The following is a 16,430-nucleotide window of genomic DNA, read 5'->3' on the forward strand; positions in this document are numbered from 1 at the left end:
GCGTTTTTACGCACGGGGTAACACAATCGTAACGGTCGTTCCTTCCCCGATTTGACTTTCCATGTCGATATATCCATTAAACCGCTCTACAATCTCTTTGCAAATCGAAAGTCCAAGACCTGAACCGTTCGCTGTGCTTGCATTTTTCGCCCGGTAAAAGCGTTCCTGCACTCTCTCCAGCTCATCGCCCGCGATACCGATACCTTGATCACGTATCCGTATAACTACCTCGCTTGGCGTATATTCCAACTTCAATTCGATGAGCGATGGACTGCCTGAATATTTGATGGCATTGTCCACAAGGTTGGCGATCGCATGGGACATCAGCATTGGATTCACGTAGGCGTGGACTCTCGTCAGAAGTTTATCCTCCGGTTCCGCTTCCGCCTCCCTGAACATAATCTCGATTCCTTTATCTTTGGCCTTGGCACTCATACTCATTGCGACTTGCTGAATCAGTTCGTTCATTTCCGTCTTCCGGGCTTCCAGTTCGTTAGAACCAGCCTTGTCGAATCGCGATAGCAACAACAGTTCATTAATCAAGCGCGTCAGCCGATCCGATTCCTGAAGCAGATGAGCATAGATTTTTTGCAGCTCCTTGTTCTCGTTCTCCCCTTCAACCAAGTATTGAGAGAAACCACGAATGGCTGCCAATGGTATTTTTAACTCGTGAGATACGTTGGAGACAAACTGTTTCTGGTACTGAATGTAATCATGAAGCTGCCGCCCCATGGAATCCAGCCCCTCTGCCAGCATGCCCAGCTCATCCTTCCGATTTAGATGAACTCTCCGAAACTCCTGTCTAGAGAAACTTTGCGCAGCGCCAAGCAACAGCTTAATCGGCTTGGTTGTGTTACGGGCAATCCACAGACTGGATAGCGTAATCAGTACAATAAATCCGCCTGCACCCGCAAACAGGATATAACGGATTTGATCCATAATCGCATAAAAGTAGGAAATGTCCTCCACGAACTCATACACATAAGCGTTTTGGTAGTATTGATCCTGAATGGGAGTGGCAAAATAAAGCAGATGATTTTCCGTTACGGTGTAGGCGTAACTGCCGCTCAGCGCTTTCTCAATATTCTTTTCAAAAATAAGAGGTTTGCCATCATGAATGATGATGCCATCCACAGCCAAGCCCAGCAACTGCTTGGAGCTATCATAGATACGTACTTCCTTGCCTGAAGCTTTCAGCTTCTCCAGAGCAAGTCTGACGATTTCTTTTGTCTGCGGCTCCCCTGTCGATGATCTATGCTGTGCCAACACCTCACGAAAGGACAACTCGGACAGATCCGCCTTCTCCATCATCTGTTTTTCAATGGTAATGAAGCTGTAGTAATCGATGGCTTTATTCACCGCAAAAATGATGATGCCAAAGGACAGCACGGAGAAAAATAAATAATTCAGCAGTAACCGGGTTGCATACTTCAGGCTTCGCCACCTCCAAGTTGATAGCCAAATCCATAGATCGTCCTGACATACTTCGGTTCGTCAGCGTTATCCTCCAGCTTCTTCCGTAATCGCATGATGGTCATATCCACACTGCGACTGTCTCCCATAAAGTCATATCCCCATCCGATCTGCAGCAGCTCATCCCGGGTAAAGATTTTGTCTGGCCTTTTGAGTAACGTTTCCAGAATTTTAAACTCTTTGGCCGTTAAAGACACGGGTACATCGTTTTTCAGCACCCTTCGGCTTTCCAGATCAAATGTCAGCTCTTCATGAATGATGCGTGTAGATTTCACTTCTGTTCCTTCACTTGATTCTTCCTTGCTCTCGTTTCTTCTCAGGATCACCTTGATCCGAGCGAGCAATTCACGATTGTCAAAGGGTTTGGTCATGTAATCTTCCGCCCCTAGCTCTAGTCCCAATACCTTGTCGATTACCTCATTTTTGGCAGAGAGCATGATCACAGGAACGGCACGTTTCCCGGTGATTTCCTTGCACAGGTCATATCCAGAGCAGTCAGGCAGCATCAAGTCAAGCACCACCAGGTCCGGCCCAAAAGCATCCAGCAGCTGCAGGGCTACTTTACCGTTTTCAGCCGTTTGAACGACGTAGTTTTCTCTTCTCAATACGAGCTCAATTAAATCTCTGATTGCGACTTCATCGTCAATGACAAGTATTTTCTTCAATGTGCACCCCTTCTAGCCTTGTTCCCCAGCTTGAATCATAATTTACCCTCATTTTACCCTCATCTTAGCACAGACACTTTAGATTCCTCCACCAACTGGATGATGAGGTATATTCCACTGAGCCCAACATAACTAGTAATAAATCCGAAGAAAGGAGAACAATCCATGGATCTTCACGCAATTCCTTGTCAATGGACATACACGTCTCCTCACGGCCTTTCGAAACGTTTTCGGAGTTGTTTCATTGCCAGATGATGCCTGGATTTACTATGCCAACGGTGATCTGCAGCATGTCTGCGATTTCAGAGCATAGTCGTGAAAATAGCGCAGGATGACGACCATGCTGACTCCGGTTAAAAACGATGAGACATCGATTAATTCTTGGATCGAGATGATGACCCGAAGCGGTTCTTCTTTTCATCAAGCCGACTTTTGCGCACATGTCAGGGATGAATATTCAACATTCGAGTGGATTTTGGAGGGAATGCTAAAAAACACAGGATTTCATCTGGCAAGTGTAGAATACTGTGGGGACACCCTCGGCAAGAATCTGCTCAGCAGTTCGTCGGTGAACAGGAAGATTAAAGTGATAGGAATCGTGTACAATGATCACAACGAACATTTTGGAGGTGTCTCTCATCATGAGCAGAAGTTTTCTGCTATTGTATGGGGTCGGCGGCAGTGACCCCGATCATTGGCAAACTTGGTTACATCAAGAGCTAGTAAAACGAGGTATAACAGTCCGATTTCCTGACTTTCCAGACAAAGATCACCCTGACAGGGATGTTTGGCTCGATCATTTATCTTCTGTCCTTGAAGAAATTCCAAACGATGAAGAAGTCATCGTCGTGGCTCATAGTCTAGCGTGTATCATGTGGTTCCACTACGCGGCTTCAACTCCGAAACGAAAAATTCAGCGAGCCATTCTTATAGCCCCGCCCTCGCCATTTTTGGAATATGAACCAGTGATGACTTTTTTTCCTGTACCGGAAAACATGCATGAGATCGGAATGGTTGCGGAAAAAACGTTGTTGGTTTTATCGTCGACAGATCCTTATTGCTCGGTGGAAGATGCTTCACAGTACTTTGATCTAGGGGTTCCTTGCGTTATGTTGCCTAAAATGGGACATATCAACGTTGAAGCGGGCTACGGTCCGTGGCCGTGGATTCTCGATGTATGCTTGAACGAGCAAGTTACATTATGATTCGATTACGGTAATCGGAACAAGTGCTTATCCTCGACCCGGTACAAGAACTTGTTCCGATAAAACAAAAAAGCCGCTATAATAGCGACTCTCAATGGGACTATGTTCTTGTCCCTCGACATTACCCAAAAGATTTGAACCCCTGTATACCAGGCACCATAATGATTGCACGAGGCAATGTTCCGTTTGTTGATGATATTGTCCTGGATGCTTGTTGGTTACTTTATGTATAAAACGACTTTATTGTCAGTACACAACAACGTGATATCCTTCTACTATTTCTCGATCGTAACTCACGTCCGTTTTGCGTCCATCCGGGAATTCTCTGATCACTTCTCCGTCCTTGCCGTAGGATATAAACGTCCCCGCCTCTTTTGCACTCTTTCTGGCTACCTCGGCAGCTTCACGACCTGCCCTTTCAAGGTCTTTAAACGAAAAATCCTTCATTTCCTTCCGCCTCACCCCAAATTTATCTTGTTATGTATTCCTCAAGTTTTCTGCTAGAAATGTTATAAGCTGAAACAATGTAACTATACCACAATAGGGGTTAAACCCTTATTTATAAGTATATTTTGAAGATCATCTCGATCTGTTCAAGGGCAATAAACTTTTCAATAAAAATGACTCTACATTAGGAGAGTTCTCGTAATATTTATTTTCGGATGATATGTCTTCCGGTGGTTTTCCACAAATGTTCATCTACAACCCTTTTAAGCGTACCATTTCGGCAAAAGCCGCAAACGCTTTGCTGCTGAATCTGTCGTTTCGGCGAACGAGACTCGTGCTCGTAAAGCGAAGCCGCTCCGGTATTTGGTAAGCCCCTAACGACCGGTACTCCCCTTTAAGGACGGATGCCGGCAGCAGTGTGAAGGCAAGCCCCGACTTGACACAGCTCATCAGCGTTTCCAGCGAACCAATTTCAATGAAGGTCTTTGGTAAAATCCCCGCACTGTCAAGCCACTCCTCCAGCACCATTCGGAAAGGGCAACCTTTTGGAGACACCGCCCATCTGGCGCTCGATAAATCTGGGTACGCGCCAGCCATCCCGCCGGTCAAAAGCATAATTTCATCTTTTACCGTATATTCGAAAACCAACTGCGATGCCGGTATATCGCCCGTCACGAATGCTCCGTCAAGCCTGCGGTCCATCACCATTGACAGCAGCTCAGATGAGGTTCCAGTTACCAATGACAACGACACTTCAGGATAGCAGGATTGAAAATCCGACAACACATTCATGAAATTGCCGCAGGTCACGGTTTCCACCACCCCTATAACAAGAGGTCCGCTGGGATGCGACTTTTCCTGCACCACTCTAATTGCTTCGTCGGCAAGGCTCAAGATCGCGAGTGCATAATCGCGAAACTGGGCACCTTTTTCCGTCAGTCGGACCCCTTTGGGATATCTATGGAATAAATCGGCTCCGATTTCCGACTCCAGCTTCTGAATCCGGGCTGTCACGTTAGACTGGACATAATCCAGTTTTTTCGCCGCGCGGGAAATCCCGCCTTCCTCTGCCACGCTTATGAACACTTTAAGGTCCGTCATTTCCATATCTATATTCCTCCGAAAGCCCATCAATAATAAAGATGGATATATCATTACCAATCATTATACGGTATGGATTAATTAGATTACAATTTGCTTATGGAAAATGAGTTTACACCCTGAGGTGGAAAGGAGTAAAAAAATGACTTCAACGACAGAGAATCAAAAGTTGCTTGTTCTTATAGGAAGTCCCCGGCGGAACGGCAACTCTTCCGAGCTGGCTGATGCGGTCCGTTGGGGTGCGGAGAAAGCCGGAGCTACGGTGGCACTGAGGTTTATAGACGATTACATTTCGAGTTTTCTACGCGACTGCAGGATATGCCGGAGAAGCCTGACGGAGAATGTTCAATCGCTGACGACTTTCGTTCATTGTTTATCGACGACTATTTGTCCGCTGACGGAGTCGTGTTCTGCTCCCCGGTTTATTGGTACGGTTTGTCCGCCCAAACGAAATCATTCTTTGACCGCACGTTTTGTTACTATGCGGCTTCCCATCCCGATTCGGCGCAGGTCATCCGGCGCATGTCCGGCAAACGCATCGGACTTGTGTTATCTTCCGAGGAGACGTACCCGGGAGCTACGCTCGGAATCATTCATCAGCTTCAGGAATTTTCCCGATACACTCACTCCGAGTTCATCGGCGTCGTCCGCGGGGTCGGAAATAGCCGTGGAGAAGTGATCCACGATCCGGGTTTACCCATGCAGGCTGCTGAGCAACTTGGGCGCGACTTATTCGTGCGCAAATATACCGACTACCGTCTCGATATGGAAAGAAGTGGGAGGGTATGGCCTGCCACGGATTGAACGACACGGCTACTGATGCGCCTAGTGGGTAACTATGTAATTGACCGTTATTGCCTCTGGATTTTCCTTCAGAGGCTTTAACCTGAAATCACGATATATTTCAGCATCTATTGAATCCAAAATACAAATCTCCTTTTTTCACCTCGACATACTACCATTTTTAAATCATATCCAAAATATATAAAATAAAAAGCAGCAGCTAAGCGGCATTAAAGAATGTATGTACTTGTCGTCATACAGGATGGTCACCCGTTATCTGATGCGTTCCCATCTGTTCTTAAAATAAATGCCTTCCTTCCGAATTTCGAATATTCTTGAATACTAACTGAAACTGTTCTGCCGTATTCCCTTTTTTCTATGTGGATTACGTTAGTAGGTAAATCGTAAGGTTCATCCAGTTGGATATTTAACGTACCTGGGTGCTGATCGGCAGCTTCTTCCTGTTCGTTTATTCAACTATCGTTTCCCGTTACTTCAACAAACTGTATTATGAATTGTGATTAATAGTTCCTCTGAGTACATATGGTGCTGATGATTTACCAATTATAAGTCCCTTTAACTCACTTGGTATATGTATGTATTCCTCTGCTCTTTGTGGTTCCATCCAAGTAACTTCCTCAATTTCTTCTGGAAATGAGATATTTATTTCTCCACCAATTACATTCCCTCTAAAGGTAAAGAAAATTGTATGATGTTCCCTATCTACAAAAAACGCTTCGCTTACACTGAAAATACCATTTATTTCAACCTCTAAGCCCGTTTCTTCTTTTACCTCACGAATAGCAGCTTCTTCAAGTGTTTCTCCACGTTCTACTGTTCCACCAGGAAGTGTATAGTAGGAAGATTTCATACCTTTGTTTTTGACCATCAATACATTTTTTTCTTGTTCATCAAAGAGAAGCACGTAGGCAACATCTACTCTATTCATTTAATAAATCCCCTTCTCGAAGAAATGTGAATTATCAACAATTCGTTACTTTATATGAACTATCCTGCCCTTTAGCCTAATGCTGAGGCCATTTTAGCTTTGTAACTCCATTTATGCGGGTATCAGCTTATCGCACTCGGTTTATAAAATGCTAAAAACTACATCTGTAATGAGGAATCATCTATAGAGTGAAAAGAAAAGGCACCTAATTAAGTGCCTTTCACGATCCCTCTATTTTAGCTTCCCACGTCGACGTATGGAACGCCCACACGACGCGCGCGCCGTTCGCGAACCGCCGCACACATTCAGTAAATCGTTGTGGAACTTTTACGTTATCCTTTCTTCATTTAATCGAATAGCAAAGACGTATCCTGAGATTCATAAATTTGAGCCGCGCACGTATCCAGTAATGATTGAAGCTTCCGATATAAGGCGCCGCCGAGACTTAGCCGCTTGACGCCAAGTTCTTGGAGCTTTTTACAACTTGTAAGCCCTGGCACAGACATAAGGTTTAGAGGCGCGGCAATTTGTTCTGCAGCCGCTTTAATTTCGTTATCGTCCTTCAATCCAGGAACAAAAATTCCACTTGCGCCGCTTTCCACATAGGCTTGTGCCCGGACTGTCGTTTCGTTGCACGGATCCATACTCAGCAAATAGGTATCTGTTCTTGCATTAATATAAAAATCTTTATAGCCACTATTCTCTAGTGCCCCTCTGATTTTCGATAAAAGCCTGCATTGTTCGTTCAATGGTTTGAGTCCTGCTTGATTCTTGCGAGAATCCTCTATATTGATCCCCACAACGCCTATATCAGCAAGTTTCATTACATTCTCGACGATCGTTTTCTCGTCTTTTCCATAACCCGACTCTATGTCGGCAGAAACAGGGATGTTCACATGATCCAATATCGTTTTTATGCGATTTAGTATTGTGTCAAATTCGATTCTTTCACCATCCGGATGACCCAAGCTTTTCGCTATTCCCCAGCTGGTTGTACCGATAGCTTTGAATCCGGCTTTCTCCAGAGACAACGCAGAAAACAAATCCCAAGCAACTCCTAACAATAAAAGCTCGTTTGATTGATGTAGTAGTTTAAACTCCTGAATTTTGTGCATACCTTTATTCCCTCCTGCATCTTTGTAGTAAAGCTAATCCTCCAACTGCTTTCGTCCGGTATCAGGCAATTCGACCCTGACGAACCCATCTAACAATGAATTTCCTGACACCTGATTCTTTTATAATTGCTTGAGCTTGTTGTCATTTTAGGGTTAAAAGCTAAAGCGATCTAGGCAGCTCTTCGAAAGCAGAAGAAATCAGTTCCTTTTTAAAATGCCTAAATATGCACTCCACGGTCCAACGTCAGCCCGGTATCTCTCCGCTAACACCCGAACCATTTGCGCAATATGCGTAAAATCATGAACAACCCATGTAGAGAGGAGCTCCCTTAACTTCACGACGCCGAATTCCGGATGCAGTCGGGTCTTTTCTAGATCGAGGGGATTGACGACCGACCTCAGTTTGGATATGTTCGCCAGTCTGATGGTATGGAACTCTGATAATGCCTCTTCAACGGTTCTCTCGGACGTGTCCTTCAAGTGGGAATAGCGATCAAATAGTGGAAACAGATTGTTTTCCCCTTCCGCAAGAATGGATTCTATCCGCGGGATCCAGTTATGCTTCTCCGCTTCAACGAGGTGCTCAACGACTTCAACCAGGTTCCAGGTTCCTTCCCCTTCATTGCTATGCAGCCATCCCTCGGATAGACCGGATAAGAAGCACTCCAAAGTTTCCGGTGTGCGCTCCAAAATCCCAATGGCTTCACTCATATGGAAGTTCATATCAACACTCCTTTTCGCTATTTTTAAACTCATCTTCAAACTAGCTCTAGACCTCCTGGGCGGTGCAAAAATTTCTGACCACAGCGGTTCGATTGCCGATACCGTTTCGCATGACCAATGAACTGTGAAGCCTTCTCTATCCCCCCCGACAGCGCCGCATTGGAATCGCCAAGCATGGATGATATACGTCCAACCACCCCGGCCGGCGTCTTCGTGGCAATCGGCCATTCGCCGAACCCCAAGACCCTCGACGGCAAGATTACGACGGACGAAATCGGCTACATCCAGGTGAAGCCGGGAACGACCGAAACGAACATTCCGGGCGTATTCGCCTGCGGAGACGTGCAGGACGTGCGCTTCCGTCAAGCGATTTCCGCTGCCGGTAATGGATGCATGGCCGCCATGGACTGCGAGAAGTTCCTGGAAGACAGCATGGTACATGACTGGAGCGAAACACTGTAAAGCGGATCAATACGAACATAGAGAAGGAGCCGGGGACACCTCCTTTTTATATAAGAATGGAGAGTGGGCCGTTAACTGATCTTGCTGAGGAAAGTGGCGCTGGTGCTTTATGCGTGCTAGTCTCTGTGTTGCTAGTTTCTGTGGATGGCATGTAGGAAGGGCGCTGTGCGTTAATTCGATTAAGATGGAAAACGCGCTGTATGCGAGAAGCAGGCCCATCGTGATGTTAAACGGGGTTTGGTACACCGACAGCAATCGCTGAAATATAAAGCCGAACATGCTCCAACAGAAGGTGCTTATCACGCTCAAGAGTGCCAGAAACAAAGAGAAGCTGATCAAGGCCAGATGGGAAGAATAATATGGGAGAATAAAGGTCGATACGGACGTTATAGCGTACAATATTCCTTTGGGATTGATAAACTGCAGAAGCACCGCCGTCAGAAAGCGATTGTTTTTGTCCTCTCTGCTGCTCGCGGCTTTCTTGCGTTGGAACACGATTTTAACGGCGAGATACAGCATATAGGCCGCTCCCAGAATCGTCATCCACCACCGGATACCGGGAATGAGATGTTTAAGCAGCAGATTGCAGTAACTGCACAGCAGCGCCACGACAAAAAAACCGGCGCCAACGCCCAGACAGAATCGGATCGTTCGTCGAAAACCGTACTGGTGGGCAAACAGCATCGCCATAAAGTTGTTGGGGCCCGGGGTAAAGGTGCTCACTAAAATATAGACTAGAAACGAATATACAGGCATCTTCGGTCTCCTCCGCTAGATGTTATAATGTCCAAAAAATACGCTATAACGCATTTATGGCGGCAATACATGTGAGAACAGCAGCCGGATGGCCACTGCGGCGAGCAGCGTCACCCCGCAGACGATCCAGAACGTCGTGCGATGTCGAACATCAGGTCAACCCACGTCCCGAATAGGACGCCCAGGATCTGCGAGACGGTCTTCCCAGCAATGACGATCGACAACCGCGCACCCCCACTTTGCGGGCGCGGCCAGAGTGGAGGCGGTGGCGACGGCCACCTGTGAGAACAGGCCCGTCCCCAACGTGGCTACGATCCGTCCGGTCAGCATCAGGCTGTACGAGGAAGCGAATCCGCAGACCACGTTTCCAACGGCAAGCAGTAGCAGCAAACCGAACAACAATCTCCTGTGTTCTATCCTCCCGGTCAGTGTCGTCAGCAACGGCGACGACACTGCTAAACTGGCGAGAACGCCGTCACCAGCTGTCCGGCAATCGCCGTCGACACGTGCAACGCCGCCGCAAGCGTCGACAGCCGCCGCCGATCATGAACCCTTCCAAGCCGATCGCGAACGAACCGAGCGCCAACCAAAAAATCCGTTTGTCCATTGTAATCTCACCTTATCCAATTTCGACTTTTCTCAATGTAATTAAATTAGTTACAATGAAAACTATAACCAGGTTCATTCGCGGCTTGAATCAGAGGTCTTCTCAACGTCAACATAACCAAATCAGTTGCATTGAACACCGAGATGCGCCCCTCCGTCGGCCTATAAAACAAGTACAGCGGCTTGGGGATCCCATTGTCACTTACTCTCAATGATACTGAATCAGTTGCATTGATCGCCGCAGAAAATAACGCCAATCGGATTATTCAAACGGCAGACCGGCTTCCTCGGACGGCTCCTGCGACCGATTCCCTTTTCCGATGACTCGGATCCTTCGGTCGTTCGGCATCTCCGAGCCAGAAGCTGTTCCCGGCTTGCGCTTCTCCGACCCCCTCTGGTGAGCGGCTCTCCTCGGTTCGTCCTTCTCCACCCAAAAAGCCAGCCAAGTCAAAATATGAAGCGCGATCGTATAACGGCTGACGATGATCATGCGAGCACCCTCCTTCAATAAAACCATTATAGTTACATTGAATCCCCTCCGTCAACGGCCCCCCGGCATGTTTTCCAACAATATCAAGGATGCAAGCAAAATGTTTACGTGCATAATGATGGTGCGGCAGAAACTCATCCAACACCGAATAATCAGTAATGCGATGGCGTTGACGTTTATAACGAATCCAACAAGTACACCAAATTTGTTGCATTTCTTTTAAAATATTGAAGCCCGCCCATTGCTTCTTTGGTGTAGTCGTAATTTCTCCATAGAGCGGGCTTGCTCTATCAAGCTCAAACGGACCGAAAGTACCAATACCGAGAGCATCGATTGGTTGGTTTACTGCGGAAGTACTCGATCACTTTCTTCATGGTTAGATCCGGGGTTTCTGTTGGGAAAACAGCACTATCCCATATGACTCCATGCTTATTACCGATACCGCATACAAACTTTGTACCTCCAGCTTCAATCGCTGAACAATAATGAAAACGTTATACGTATAATTGTTGCAATCTAAGTGCTTTTTGATATCCTAAAGAAGTAGAATACACGGGAAGGTTGAGATTAATGGTTAATGTTACGATTGCCGATGTGGCGGCCAAAGCCGGCGTTTCGCTTGCGACTGTATCACGAGTGCTAAACAACCGCGATGGAAGTATAAAGATCAGTGAAAAGACAAAGCAAAAAGTGCTGCAATCGGCCCAAGAACTCGGTTATCAGATCAACCCCTTCGCCGCTGCTCTCCGATCAAAGCGCTCAGGAGTCATCGGTGCGATCATTCGCGACATTCATGACCCCTTCCTATCGCTTCTCGTACGTGAAGTGCAAAAAGCCGCGCACGATAAAGGAATGGAAATGCTTATGGGACACGCCGATTACGATGCACATACTGCAGAGCGTCAGCTGCATTTCATGATAAACCATTGGTTCGATGGTCTCGTTCTAATTGGAAATCTGTCCACCCATTCTCTTCTGGAACGCAGCAAACAAAGCGGTACCCCCATTGTATCGATTACCGGGGACCGTTCACTACCAATTCCGCAGGTAAGAACAGATGACGCAAAAGGCGTTCATTTAGCTCTCGATCATTTAATCGAGCTGGGTCACCACACTATAGGTTTCCTTGGGAATCTAGAGCACGCTGGAGTAAGGACACGATTGAGAGCCTTTAAAGATTACTTGCAGCACCGTGGTTTTGAGCCAGACGAAAGCCATATTCTAGACGCTCGCGACCGGTTTACCGCTTTCGAACGTTCCAAAGCGTTCTTTGAATGTCGCAAAGCTCCCTCGGCCCTGTTCTGCACGTCGGATCAGTACGCCTTGAGCGCAATTCGTGCGGCTTGGTATCTAAACAAGCGAATACCAGACGACCTGTCCATTATTGGATTTGACGATATTGAAGAAGCGGCTGATTCCTTTCCGCCGCTAACAACCGTGAAGCAGCCGGCGCGAGAACTTGCCATTACGGCAATCAACCTGCTCACCGGCTTAATCGATGGAACGCGTGATACGATTGAGCAAAGCGAATCCGTTGTCGAGCCGCAACTAATCATCCGGGAAACTACTGCTACCCGAGTCTAGCTGAGAAGTATGGTCCGTCCGCTTGCGGATGACTCATAAGATGCTTCCATGATACGCAACATTTCGATCGCATATTTGTAACACTTCACCAAAACGCTCCATCGGAACTGAGCACCTTAAAAACAATTTGGTTGCCTCGCACAATTTTCCGATAGACGGTGGAACCACGAGAATCAAGGCCGGAGGGTTGTCATAAGCTCCAAACGGGGTGGCCTTTATGATGTCCGCCAACTCACCGGCTTCCTTATTTGAATTGCCATAACACAGTATGGTAGTCATCCAGTCATTCCTTTCGGGAACCCAGTGTACGGTTATAAGAGGTCCGAATTGGCACGCTGACTTCCCCAATATGAATATGGCTCTTACCTGACCCGCCATTCTTGCTCACCAGCTTGACGGATTTGAAGTCATCGACGACAACCGCCGCTCCCTTGCCCTTCAATAATCGATCCAGACCAACACCTGCAACATACATTCCTGCCGCCACCGCTGAACGAACACCGCTACTGGCATCTTCGAACACAATGCAACTGCCGGGGTCGACGTTCAACCGTTCGGCAGCCAGAAGATAGCAGTCCGGAGCAGGTTTTCCTTGAGCGATGTGCTCGGCTGTAACGATTACATCAAAGTAAGTCTGCCATTTCAGCTGGTAAATGACCTCGTTCACCTTTGACGCAGAAGCACTCGTTACGAGCGCGGTCTTTACACCCGCCTCGCGTACTGATGCCAGAAATGTTGATACACCGATGATTTCCTGATAGGTCATCGTTGCTTCATACGATTCAAGTTTGGAAAGAACCACAGCACGTTCGATAGAAGTCAGCCTAGGGAATAGACGGTCCAGTGTATAGGAAGCTTGACACCCATAGATAAATTGATTAAAATCCGAAGGTTCCAAACGGATGCCACATCCAGTGGCGACCTGATTCCAGAATTCCTTGACTGAAGATTGTGTGTCGATAAGAACTCCATCCATATCAAATGCAATTGCTTTAAACATGCGGATACCTCCGAGATTTTACAAGTGAGGGATGATGAAGATGCAGCGATTCTAACGCTTCCGCAACCGCATCAGGGCGCTGTCGCGGCAGAAAATGTCCTGCTCCGCGGACCACTCTTCTTTCCGTGCCTTCGATAAATTTGGACATCAGTTCCTCCGATCGGAAGAGAGGGTGGACCGTATCTTCATCTCCGTGCAGCACCATTGCCGGAACTTCAATTTGCGGTAATGTCGATAGATACTTTTCAGTCTCGATGAATGCAGGATCACCGTTATCATTTTGATGAACATGCCTGTACTCCTGAATCACCACTTGTACAAAATCCGGATTCTCGAATGAATGGGCCGTTCGCTCGAAGGTAAGATCGTCAAAATGCCAGCTAGGCGACCAGCGTTCCCACAACTTTCGACAGATCTCTCTTCGATAAGCTTCCAGTCCCGCTTTTCCACGCTCCGTATTAAAGTACCATTGATACCAGCATTCTGCTTCCAGGGCCGGAGGAGCCGGCTTAGGAGGAGACATCACATCGTGGACATCATAACCGCCGATTGCTACCAGAGCTCGAATTCGTTTCGGGTTCAGGATCGCGGCGACGCAACAGGCTCGACATCCCCAATCATACCCGGCTATAGACGCCCGTTCGAGCCGCAAGGCATCCATGAATTGCAATAAATCCAGCCCCAATGCAGCCTGCTGCCCGACCCTTGGCGTATCCGGATCGATAAATCGAGTCGGACCATAACCCCTCAAGTATGGCATCAATACCCGGTAGCCTGCCGAAGACAATATTGACGCCGTCCCATCCCAAACACGAACGTCATCGGGGAAACCATGCATCAGGATAACAGGGAAGCCGTCTGGCGCCCCCTCCTCTTCGTAAGCAATTTCCAACTGCGGCGTTCGAACCGTTTTCACTTTCACTTCACTCATTTGGGATCACCTCAAAGTATTGGTCTGTCAAGTCGTTGCAAACATTAGACCGCTTTCCTTTTTGTCGCAAAGTCAACCCATATGCGAAAATCGAGTCGAAAGTGTCAGGCTTTACCGGTGAGACCTCCAACAGATCGTAGCCTGCCCGTGAAGCGCGCTGGATCGCGAGCAGTCCGGACTCGTTTGACCATTCCGCCAATCCAGGAGAGTGCAAGAATTCCATATTGAATCGCCATTCACTTCAATCTCTCCATGCTTAACTCGGTATTTCTTATTGTAGTTTTGGCTTGCACCAATAAACCCACACACTTTCAGCAATCGGATAAGTAAGATCCCCCCCTTAATGCAATCGATATACGTTAAACGTTTTCATTACAATCATATTGGAACCTGAAATAATTTGTCAATAGCCATTTTCAGCGAATCGCTTCAAAGGAAGCCTTAGTCCATTGTGCTACTGTACAAGCATCGTGCGCTCCCGAAGCTTCCCGATTTTTCGCTCAGCATGTAAATAAAGGCACCCTGTAGAGGTGCCTTTATCGTATGCTTTATTCATAGAGACCGACAATTTTGTCGGCGATTGCGCTGATCTACGAGATGTAAAACGTCTTCAGCTTCGATTTTGCCGGCGAGCTGTCGACGAAGCCGGAAGAAGCGCTTGGCACGATTGAACCAGTGGGCAATATGATTGATACGTTGTCAAGAATGTGGAGGTAGGCGTGACATTCCTTCCCATTTTGAACATTCTCAATATAGCGAAATAAAGGAGCTCATTGAGAGCTCCTCAGATTGTCGAGAAACCCACGTCTTTGAGACGTTGGGTTTTTCGTTTTTCATTTGCAGTTGCTAAAAAGCCAAAAAGAGGGGTTATCCCCTCTTTTCCAGGCGATCTAGGTGGACCGCCATCTTCTTCATATTCTGCACGGCGGCCGTTATCAAACATACGATAAAAGGAATTCGTTTCCCGCCCTACTTCGGTCATTTGATCCCTCCAAGATCCACATGAGATTACTCATCTACAAATCTTCCCTTTCACTAAATCTAATCTCTAGGATAGTTAATTTCCATGATATCCATAAAAGGGACCTTGGTAATAACTCCATCCTTTTTGATGTGTACTTTTCCAGTCCGAGAGTCCATTTGATCTATTTGACCCCTTACTGGCTCATCCCAACCCCACACAGTAAGTAGAATTTCTGACCCTTCTTGATAAGCCTCTGTAAGCTGATTGCCTATCTCCTCTAGTACAAATTCATCCCTTGTCGGTCTCTTGGGAGCTTTTGATTTGATCATCGGTCTCTCCTCCTCGTTGTAAAATGCGCAGTCCGCATAGGAGCGCTCCAATACATTAATAACTAGTATAATTTTACATTACAAAGTTACTTAAGAACAGCGTTACGCAAATCTACAATATTACTGATATAACAAAGCCCAATAATAAAAAAGGATTTGCGCCATTTACCCGCCCATGAATCCCCCAAAAAGCGATTATTTGGGTAAGCGATAACTAAAATAATGTCGATATAAAAACCATACAGTGAAAGTTGTCAGATTCGAGCCGTGAATGAAGATTGGCTGCTGAGCGAGGGCGTGACACTCTTGAATAAGATTGAAGTCAACACGATCCATACGATGCTGAACTGCGTGCGTGACGGAATCGGTTACGCACTGGTTACCAATTCCGTCGTTGCTCCAGATGACGACCGGATTCGGGTTCATCCCGTCCCGGAACTGTACAGGTTTGTGATGACACGTTGATCGCACGTAAAGAGCCGTTCCAGAACAAAGCGTTCGCCGCTTTTGCAGTATACGTCAGAGCAGCGGGGTACGAAGTATGAATTTGCCCTTGAACATGTAATTCGACTTTTTCCTAGAAAGTTGATCCTCTTCCTTTACTACATGCTAAACTTCCTCGTGTATATTCTTGTCGTCTTACATTTTTTATCCTCCTTTTATAAATGATGTCGTCATCTCGGCTTCCTGTGGCTTGATATCCCCCACATTCAGTATCCAGGACTTCCGGATATGATGATTCCAGGACTTGCTGAGCTCCTCCCCCATCAAGGCAAGAGGTATTGACTGAGTCACAAATAGCTTTGGTCGACCGGAGCCCATTAGGAAACGTGATAGTATAACCCAA

General features: G+C 46.8%; 19 protein-coding genes and 2 pseudogenes. 6 read left to right on the forward strand and 15 right to left on the reverse strand.

Annotation, left to right across the window (positions count from 1 at the left end; all coding sequences use genetic code 11):
* Window positions 1-6: 6 nt before the first annotated feature.
* Both GCU45_RS00715 and GCU45_RS00720 read right to left on the reverse strand, forming a co-directional pair.
* Window positions 7-1,359: a sensor histidine kinase gene (locus GCU45_RS00715; RefSeq protein WP_244364366.1), complete on the reverse strand. Its 1,353-nt coding sequence runs from the start codon at window positions 1,357-1,359 to the stop codon at window positions 7-9.
* 71 nt (window positions 1,360-1,430) lie between these two features.
* Complete coding sequence (locus GCU45_RS00720; protein WP_152397669.1) at window positions 1,431-2,138, reverse strand: response regulator transcription factor; 708 nt, start codon at window positions 2,136-2,138, stop codon at window positions 1,431-1,433.
* A gap of 340 nt (window positions 2,139-2,478) precedes the next feature.
* Here GCU45_RS00720 and GCU45_RS33680 point away from each other — a divergent pair, with 340 nt between their 5' ends.
* Entirely contained in the window at window positions 2,479-2,823 is a 345-nt protein-coding gene (locus GCU45_RS33680) for a hypothetical protein (RefSeq protein WP_167527046.1), read from the forward strand.
* The gene (locus tag GCU45_RS00725; RefSeq protein WP_167527047.1) at window positions 2,780-3,343 is read left to right on the forward strand and encodes an RBBP9/YdeN family alpha/beta hydrolase; all 564 of its coding nucleotides are present in this window, start codon (window positions 2,780-2,782) and stop codon (window positions 3,341-3,343) included. Before GCU45_RS33680 ends, GCU45_RS00725 begins: the two co-directional genes overlap by 44 nt.
* Window positions 3,344-3,589: 246 nt before the next feature.
* Here GCU45_RS00725 and GCU45_RS00730 read toward each other — a convergent pair whose 3' ends face one another.
* Window positions 3,590-3,790, reverse strand: a complete 201-nt coding sequence (locus GCU45_RS00730; RefSeq protein ID WP_152397671.1) for a hypothetical protein — start codon at window positions 3,788-3,790, stop codon at window positions 3,590-3,592.
* Between the two features lie 252 nt (window positions 3,791-4,042).
* Window positions 4,043-4,897, reverse strand: a complete 855-nt coding sequence (locus GCU45_RS00735) for a LysR family transcriptional regulator (RefSeq protein ID WP_152397672.1) — start codon at window positions 4,895-4,897, stop codon at window positions 4,043-4,045.
* Between the two features lie 312 nt (window positions 4,898-5,209).
* Between GCU45_RS00735 and GCU45_RS00740 the strand changes: the two genes are divergently transcribed.
* Entirely contained in the window at window positions 5,210-5,695 is a 486-nt protein-coding gene (locus GCU45_RS00740; RefSeq protein ID WP_208837092.1) for a flavodoxin family protein, read from the forward strand.
* A 487-nt stretch (window positions 5,696-6,182) separates the two neighbouring features.
* Here the strand turns inward: GCU45_RS00740 and GCU45_RS00745 are convergent, their stop codons facing one another.
* From GCU45_RS00745 to GCU45_RS00755, 3 genes are all read right to left on the reverse strand, one after another.
* Complete coding sequence (locus GCU45_RS00745) at window positions 6,183-6,623, reverse strand: NUDIX hydrolase (RefSeq protein ID WP_152397673.1); 441 nt, start codon at window positions 6,621-6,623, stop codon at window positions 6,183-6,185.
* A 347-nt stretch (window positions 6,624-6,970) separates the two neighbouring features.
* Complete coding sequence (locus GCU45_RS00750; RefSeq protein ID WP_152397674.1) at window positions 6,971-7,738, reverse strand: isocitrate lyase/PEP mutase family protein; 768 nt, start codon at window positions 7,736-7,738, stop codon at window positions 6,971-6,973.
* A 198-nt stretch (window positions 7,739-7,936) separates the two neighbouring features.
* Window positions 7,937-8,461, reverse strand: coding sequence for a DinB family protein (locus tag GCU45_RS00755; protein WP_152402675.1), 525 nt, complete (start codon window positions 8,459-8,461; stop codon window positions 7,937-7,939).
* 204 nt (window positions 8,462-8,665) lie between these two features.
* On the opposite strand from GCU45_RS00755, the pseudogene GCU45_RS00760 reads away from it, so the two are divergent.
* Window positions 8,666-8,923: pseudogene (locus GCU45_RS00760) on the forward strand (NAD(P)/FAD-dependent oxidoreductase); the annotation flags it as partial.
* Between the two features lie 6 nt (window positions 8,924-8,929).
* Here GCU45_RS00760 and GCU45_RS00765 read toward each other — a convergent pair.
* The 3 genes from GCU45_RS00765 to GCU45_RS33980 form a co-directional block, all read right to left on the reverse strand.
* Window positions 8,930-9,679 (reverse strand): LysE family transporter, encoded by a 750-nt coding sequence (locus tag GCU45_RS00765; protein ID WP_152397675.1) that lies wholly within the window; start codon window positions 9,677-9,679, stop codon window positions 8,930-8,932.
* A gap of 156 nt (window positions 9,680-9,835) precedes the next feature.
* Complete coding sequence (locus tag GCU45_RS34510) at window positions 9,836-10,132, reverse strand: MFS transporter (protein ID WP_152397676.1); 297 nt, start codon at window positions 10,130-10,132, stop codon at window positions 9,836-9,838.
* Between the two features lie 415 nt (window positions 10,133-10,547).
* Entirely contained in the window at window positions 10,548-10,775 is a 228-nt protein-coding gene (locus tag GCU45_RS33980) for a hypothetical protein (protein WP_208837093.1), read from the reverse strand.
* Between the two features lie 570 nt (window positions 10,776-11,345).
* Here GCU45_RS33980 and GCU45_RS00785 point away from each other — a divergent pair.
* A complete protein-coding gene (locus GCU45_RS00785; RefSeq protein ID WP_152397677.1) occupies window positions 11,346-12,359 on the forward strand; it encodes a LacI family DNA-binding transcriptional regulator in 1,014 nt (337 codons plus the stop codon).
* Between the two features lie 283 nt (window positions 12,360-12,642).
* Here the strand turns inward: GCU45_RS00785 and GCU45_RS00790 are convergent, their stop codons facing one another.
* The 4 genes from GCU45_RS00790 to GCU45_RS00805 form a co-directional block, all read right to left on the reverse strand.
* A complete protein-coding gene (locus GCU45_RS00790) occupies window positions 12,643-13,359 on the reverse strand; it encodes an HAD family hydrolase (protein ID WP_152397678.1) in 717 nt (238 codons plus the stop codon).
* The gene (locus GCU45_RS00795) at window positions 13,352-14,290 is read right to left on the reverse strand and encodes an alpha/beta fold hydrolase (RefSeq protein ID WP_152397679.1); all 939 of its coding nucleotides are present in this window, start codon (window positions 14,288-14,290) and stop codon (window positions 13,352-13,354) included. Before GCU45_RS00795 ends, GCU45_RS00790 begins: the two co-directional genes overlap by 8 nt.
* A 784-nt stretch (window positions 14,291-15,074) precedes the next feature.
* On the reverse strand, window positions 15,075-15,272 hold the full coding sequence (locus tag GCU45_RS00800) for a hypothetical protein (RefSeq protein WP_152397680.1): 198 nt from the start codon (window positions 15,270-15,272) through the stop codon (window positions 15,075-15,077).
* Window positions 15,273-15,331: 59 nt separating this feature from the next.
* Complete coding sequence (locus GCU45_RS00805; RefSeq protein ID WP_076165200.1) at window positions 15,332-15,583, reverse strand: YolD-like family protein; 252 nt, start codon at window positions 15,581-15,583, stop codon at window positions 15,332-15,334.
* A 252-nt stretch (window positions 15,584-15,835) separates the two neighbouring features.
* On the opposite strand from GCU45_RS00805, the pseudogene GCU45_RS00810 reads away from it, so the two are divergent.
* Window positions 15,836-16,048 (forward strand): annotated as a pseudogene (locus tag GCU45_RS00810) (LysR substrate-binding domain-containing protein); the annotation flags it as partial.
* Window positions 16,049-16,231: 183 nt separating this feature from the next.
* Here the strand turns inward: GCU45_RS00810 and GCU45_RS34515 are convergent.
* The gene (locus GCU45_RS34515) at window positions 16,232-16,405 is read right to left on the reverse strand and encodes a glycosyl hydrolase 115 family protein (protein ID WP_152397682.1); all 174 of its coding nucleotides are present in this window, start codon (window positions 16,403-16,405) and stop codon (window positions 16,232-16,234) included.
* Window positions 16,406-16,430 lie beyond the last annotated feature (25 nt).

It is taken from the genome of Paenibacillus cellulositrophicus (assembly GCF_009363095.1).
Taxonomy (GTDB): Bacteria; Bacillota; Bacilli; order Paenibacillales; family Paenibacillaceae; genus Paenibacillus_AQ; species Paenibacillus_AQ favisporus.

Bases quoted from the DNA above. Each gene is read 5' to 3' on its own strand.
- GCU45_RS00730 (WP_152397671.1), bottom strand. From the start codon at position 3,790: ATGAAGGATTTTTCGTTTAAAGACCTTGAAAGGGCAGGTCGTGAAGCT.
- GCU45_RS00740 (WP_208837092.1), top strand. From the start codon at position 5,210: ATGCCGGAGAAGCCTGACGGAGAATGTTCAATCGCTGACGACTTTCGT.
- GCU45_RS00765 (WP_152397675.1), bottom strand. From the start codon at position 9,679: ATGCCTGTATATTCGTTTCTAGTCTATATTTTAGTGAGCACCTTTACC.
- GCU45_RS00755 (WP_152402675.1), bottom strand. From the start codon at position 8,461: ATGAACTTCCATATGAGTGAAGCCATTGGGATTTTGGAGCGCACACCG.
- GCU45_RS00735 (WP_152397672.1), bottom strand. From the start codon at position 4,897: ATGGAAATGACGGACCTTAAAGTGTTCATAAGCGTGGCAGAGGAAGGC.
- GCU45_RS34515 (WP_152397682.1), bottom strand. From the start codon at position 16,405: ATGGGCTCCGGTCGACCAAAGCTATTTGTGACTCAGTCAATACCTCTT.
- GCU45_RS33980 (WP_208837093.1), bottom strand. From the start codon at position 10,775: ATGATCATCGTCAGCCGTTATACGATCGCGCTTCATATTTTGACTTGG.
- GCU45_RS00725 (WP_167527047.1), top strand. From the start codon at position 2,780: ATGAGCAGAAGTTTTCTGCTATTGTATGGGGTCGGCGGCAGTGACCCC.
- GCU45_RS00790 (WP_152397678.1), bottom strand. From the start codon at position 13,359: ATGTTTAAAGCAATTGCATTTGATATGGATGGAGTTCTTATCGACACA.
- GCU45_RS00800 (WP_152397680.1), bottom strand. From the start codon at position 15,272: ATGACCGAAGTAGGGCGGGAAACGAATTCCTTTTATCGTATGTTTGAT.
- GCU45_RS00785 (WP_152397677.1), top strand. From the start codon at position 11,346: ATGGTTAATGTTACGATTGCCGATGTGGCGGCCAAAGCCGGCGTTTCG.
- GCU45_RS00805 (WP_076165200.1), bottom strand. From the start codon at position 15,583: ATGATCAAATCAAAAGCTCCCAAGAGACCGACAAGGGATGAATTTGTA.
- GCU45_RS00745 (WP_152397673.1), bottom strand. From the start codon at position 6,623: ATGAATAGAGTAGATGTTGCCTACGTGCTTCTCTTTGATGAACAAGAA.
- GCU45_RS00750 (WP_152397674.1), bottom strand. From the start codon at position 7,738: ATGCACAAAATTCAGGAGTTTAAACTACTACATCAATCAAACGAGCTT.
- GCU45_RS00795 (WP_152397679.1), bottom strand. From the start codon at position 14,290: ATGAGTGAAGTGAAAGTGAAAACGGTTCGAACGCCGCAGTTGGAAATT.
- GCU45_RS33680 (WP_167527046.1), top strand. From the start codon at position 2,479: ATGCTGACTCCGGTTAAAAACGATGAGACATCGATTAATTCTTGGATC.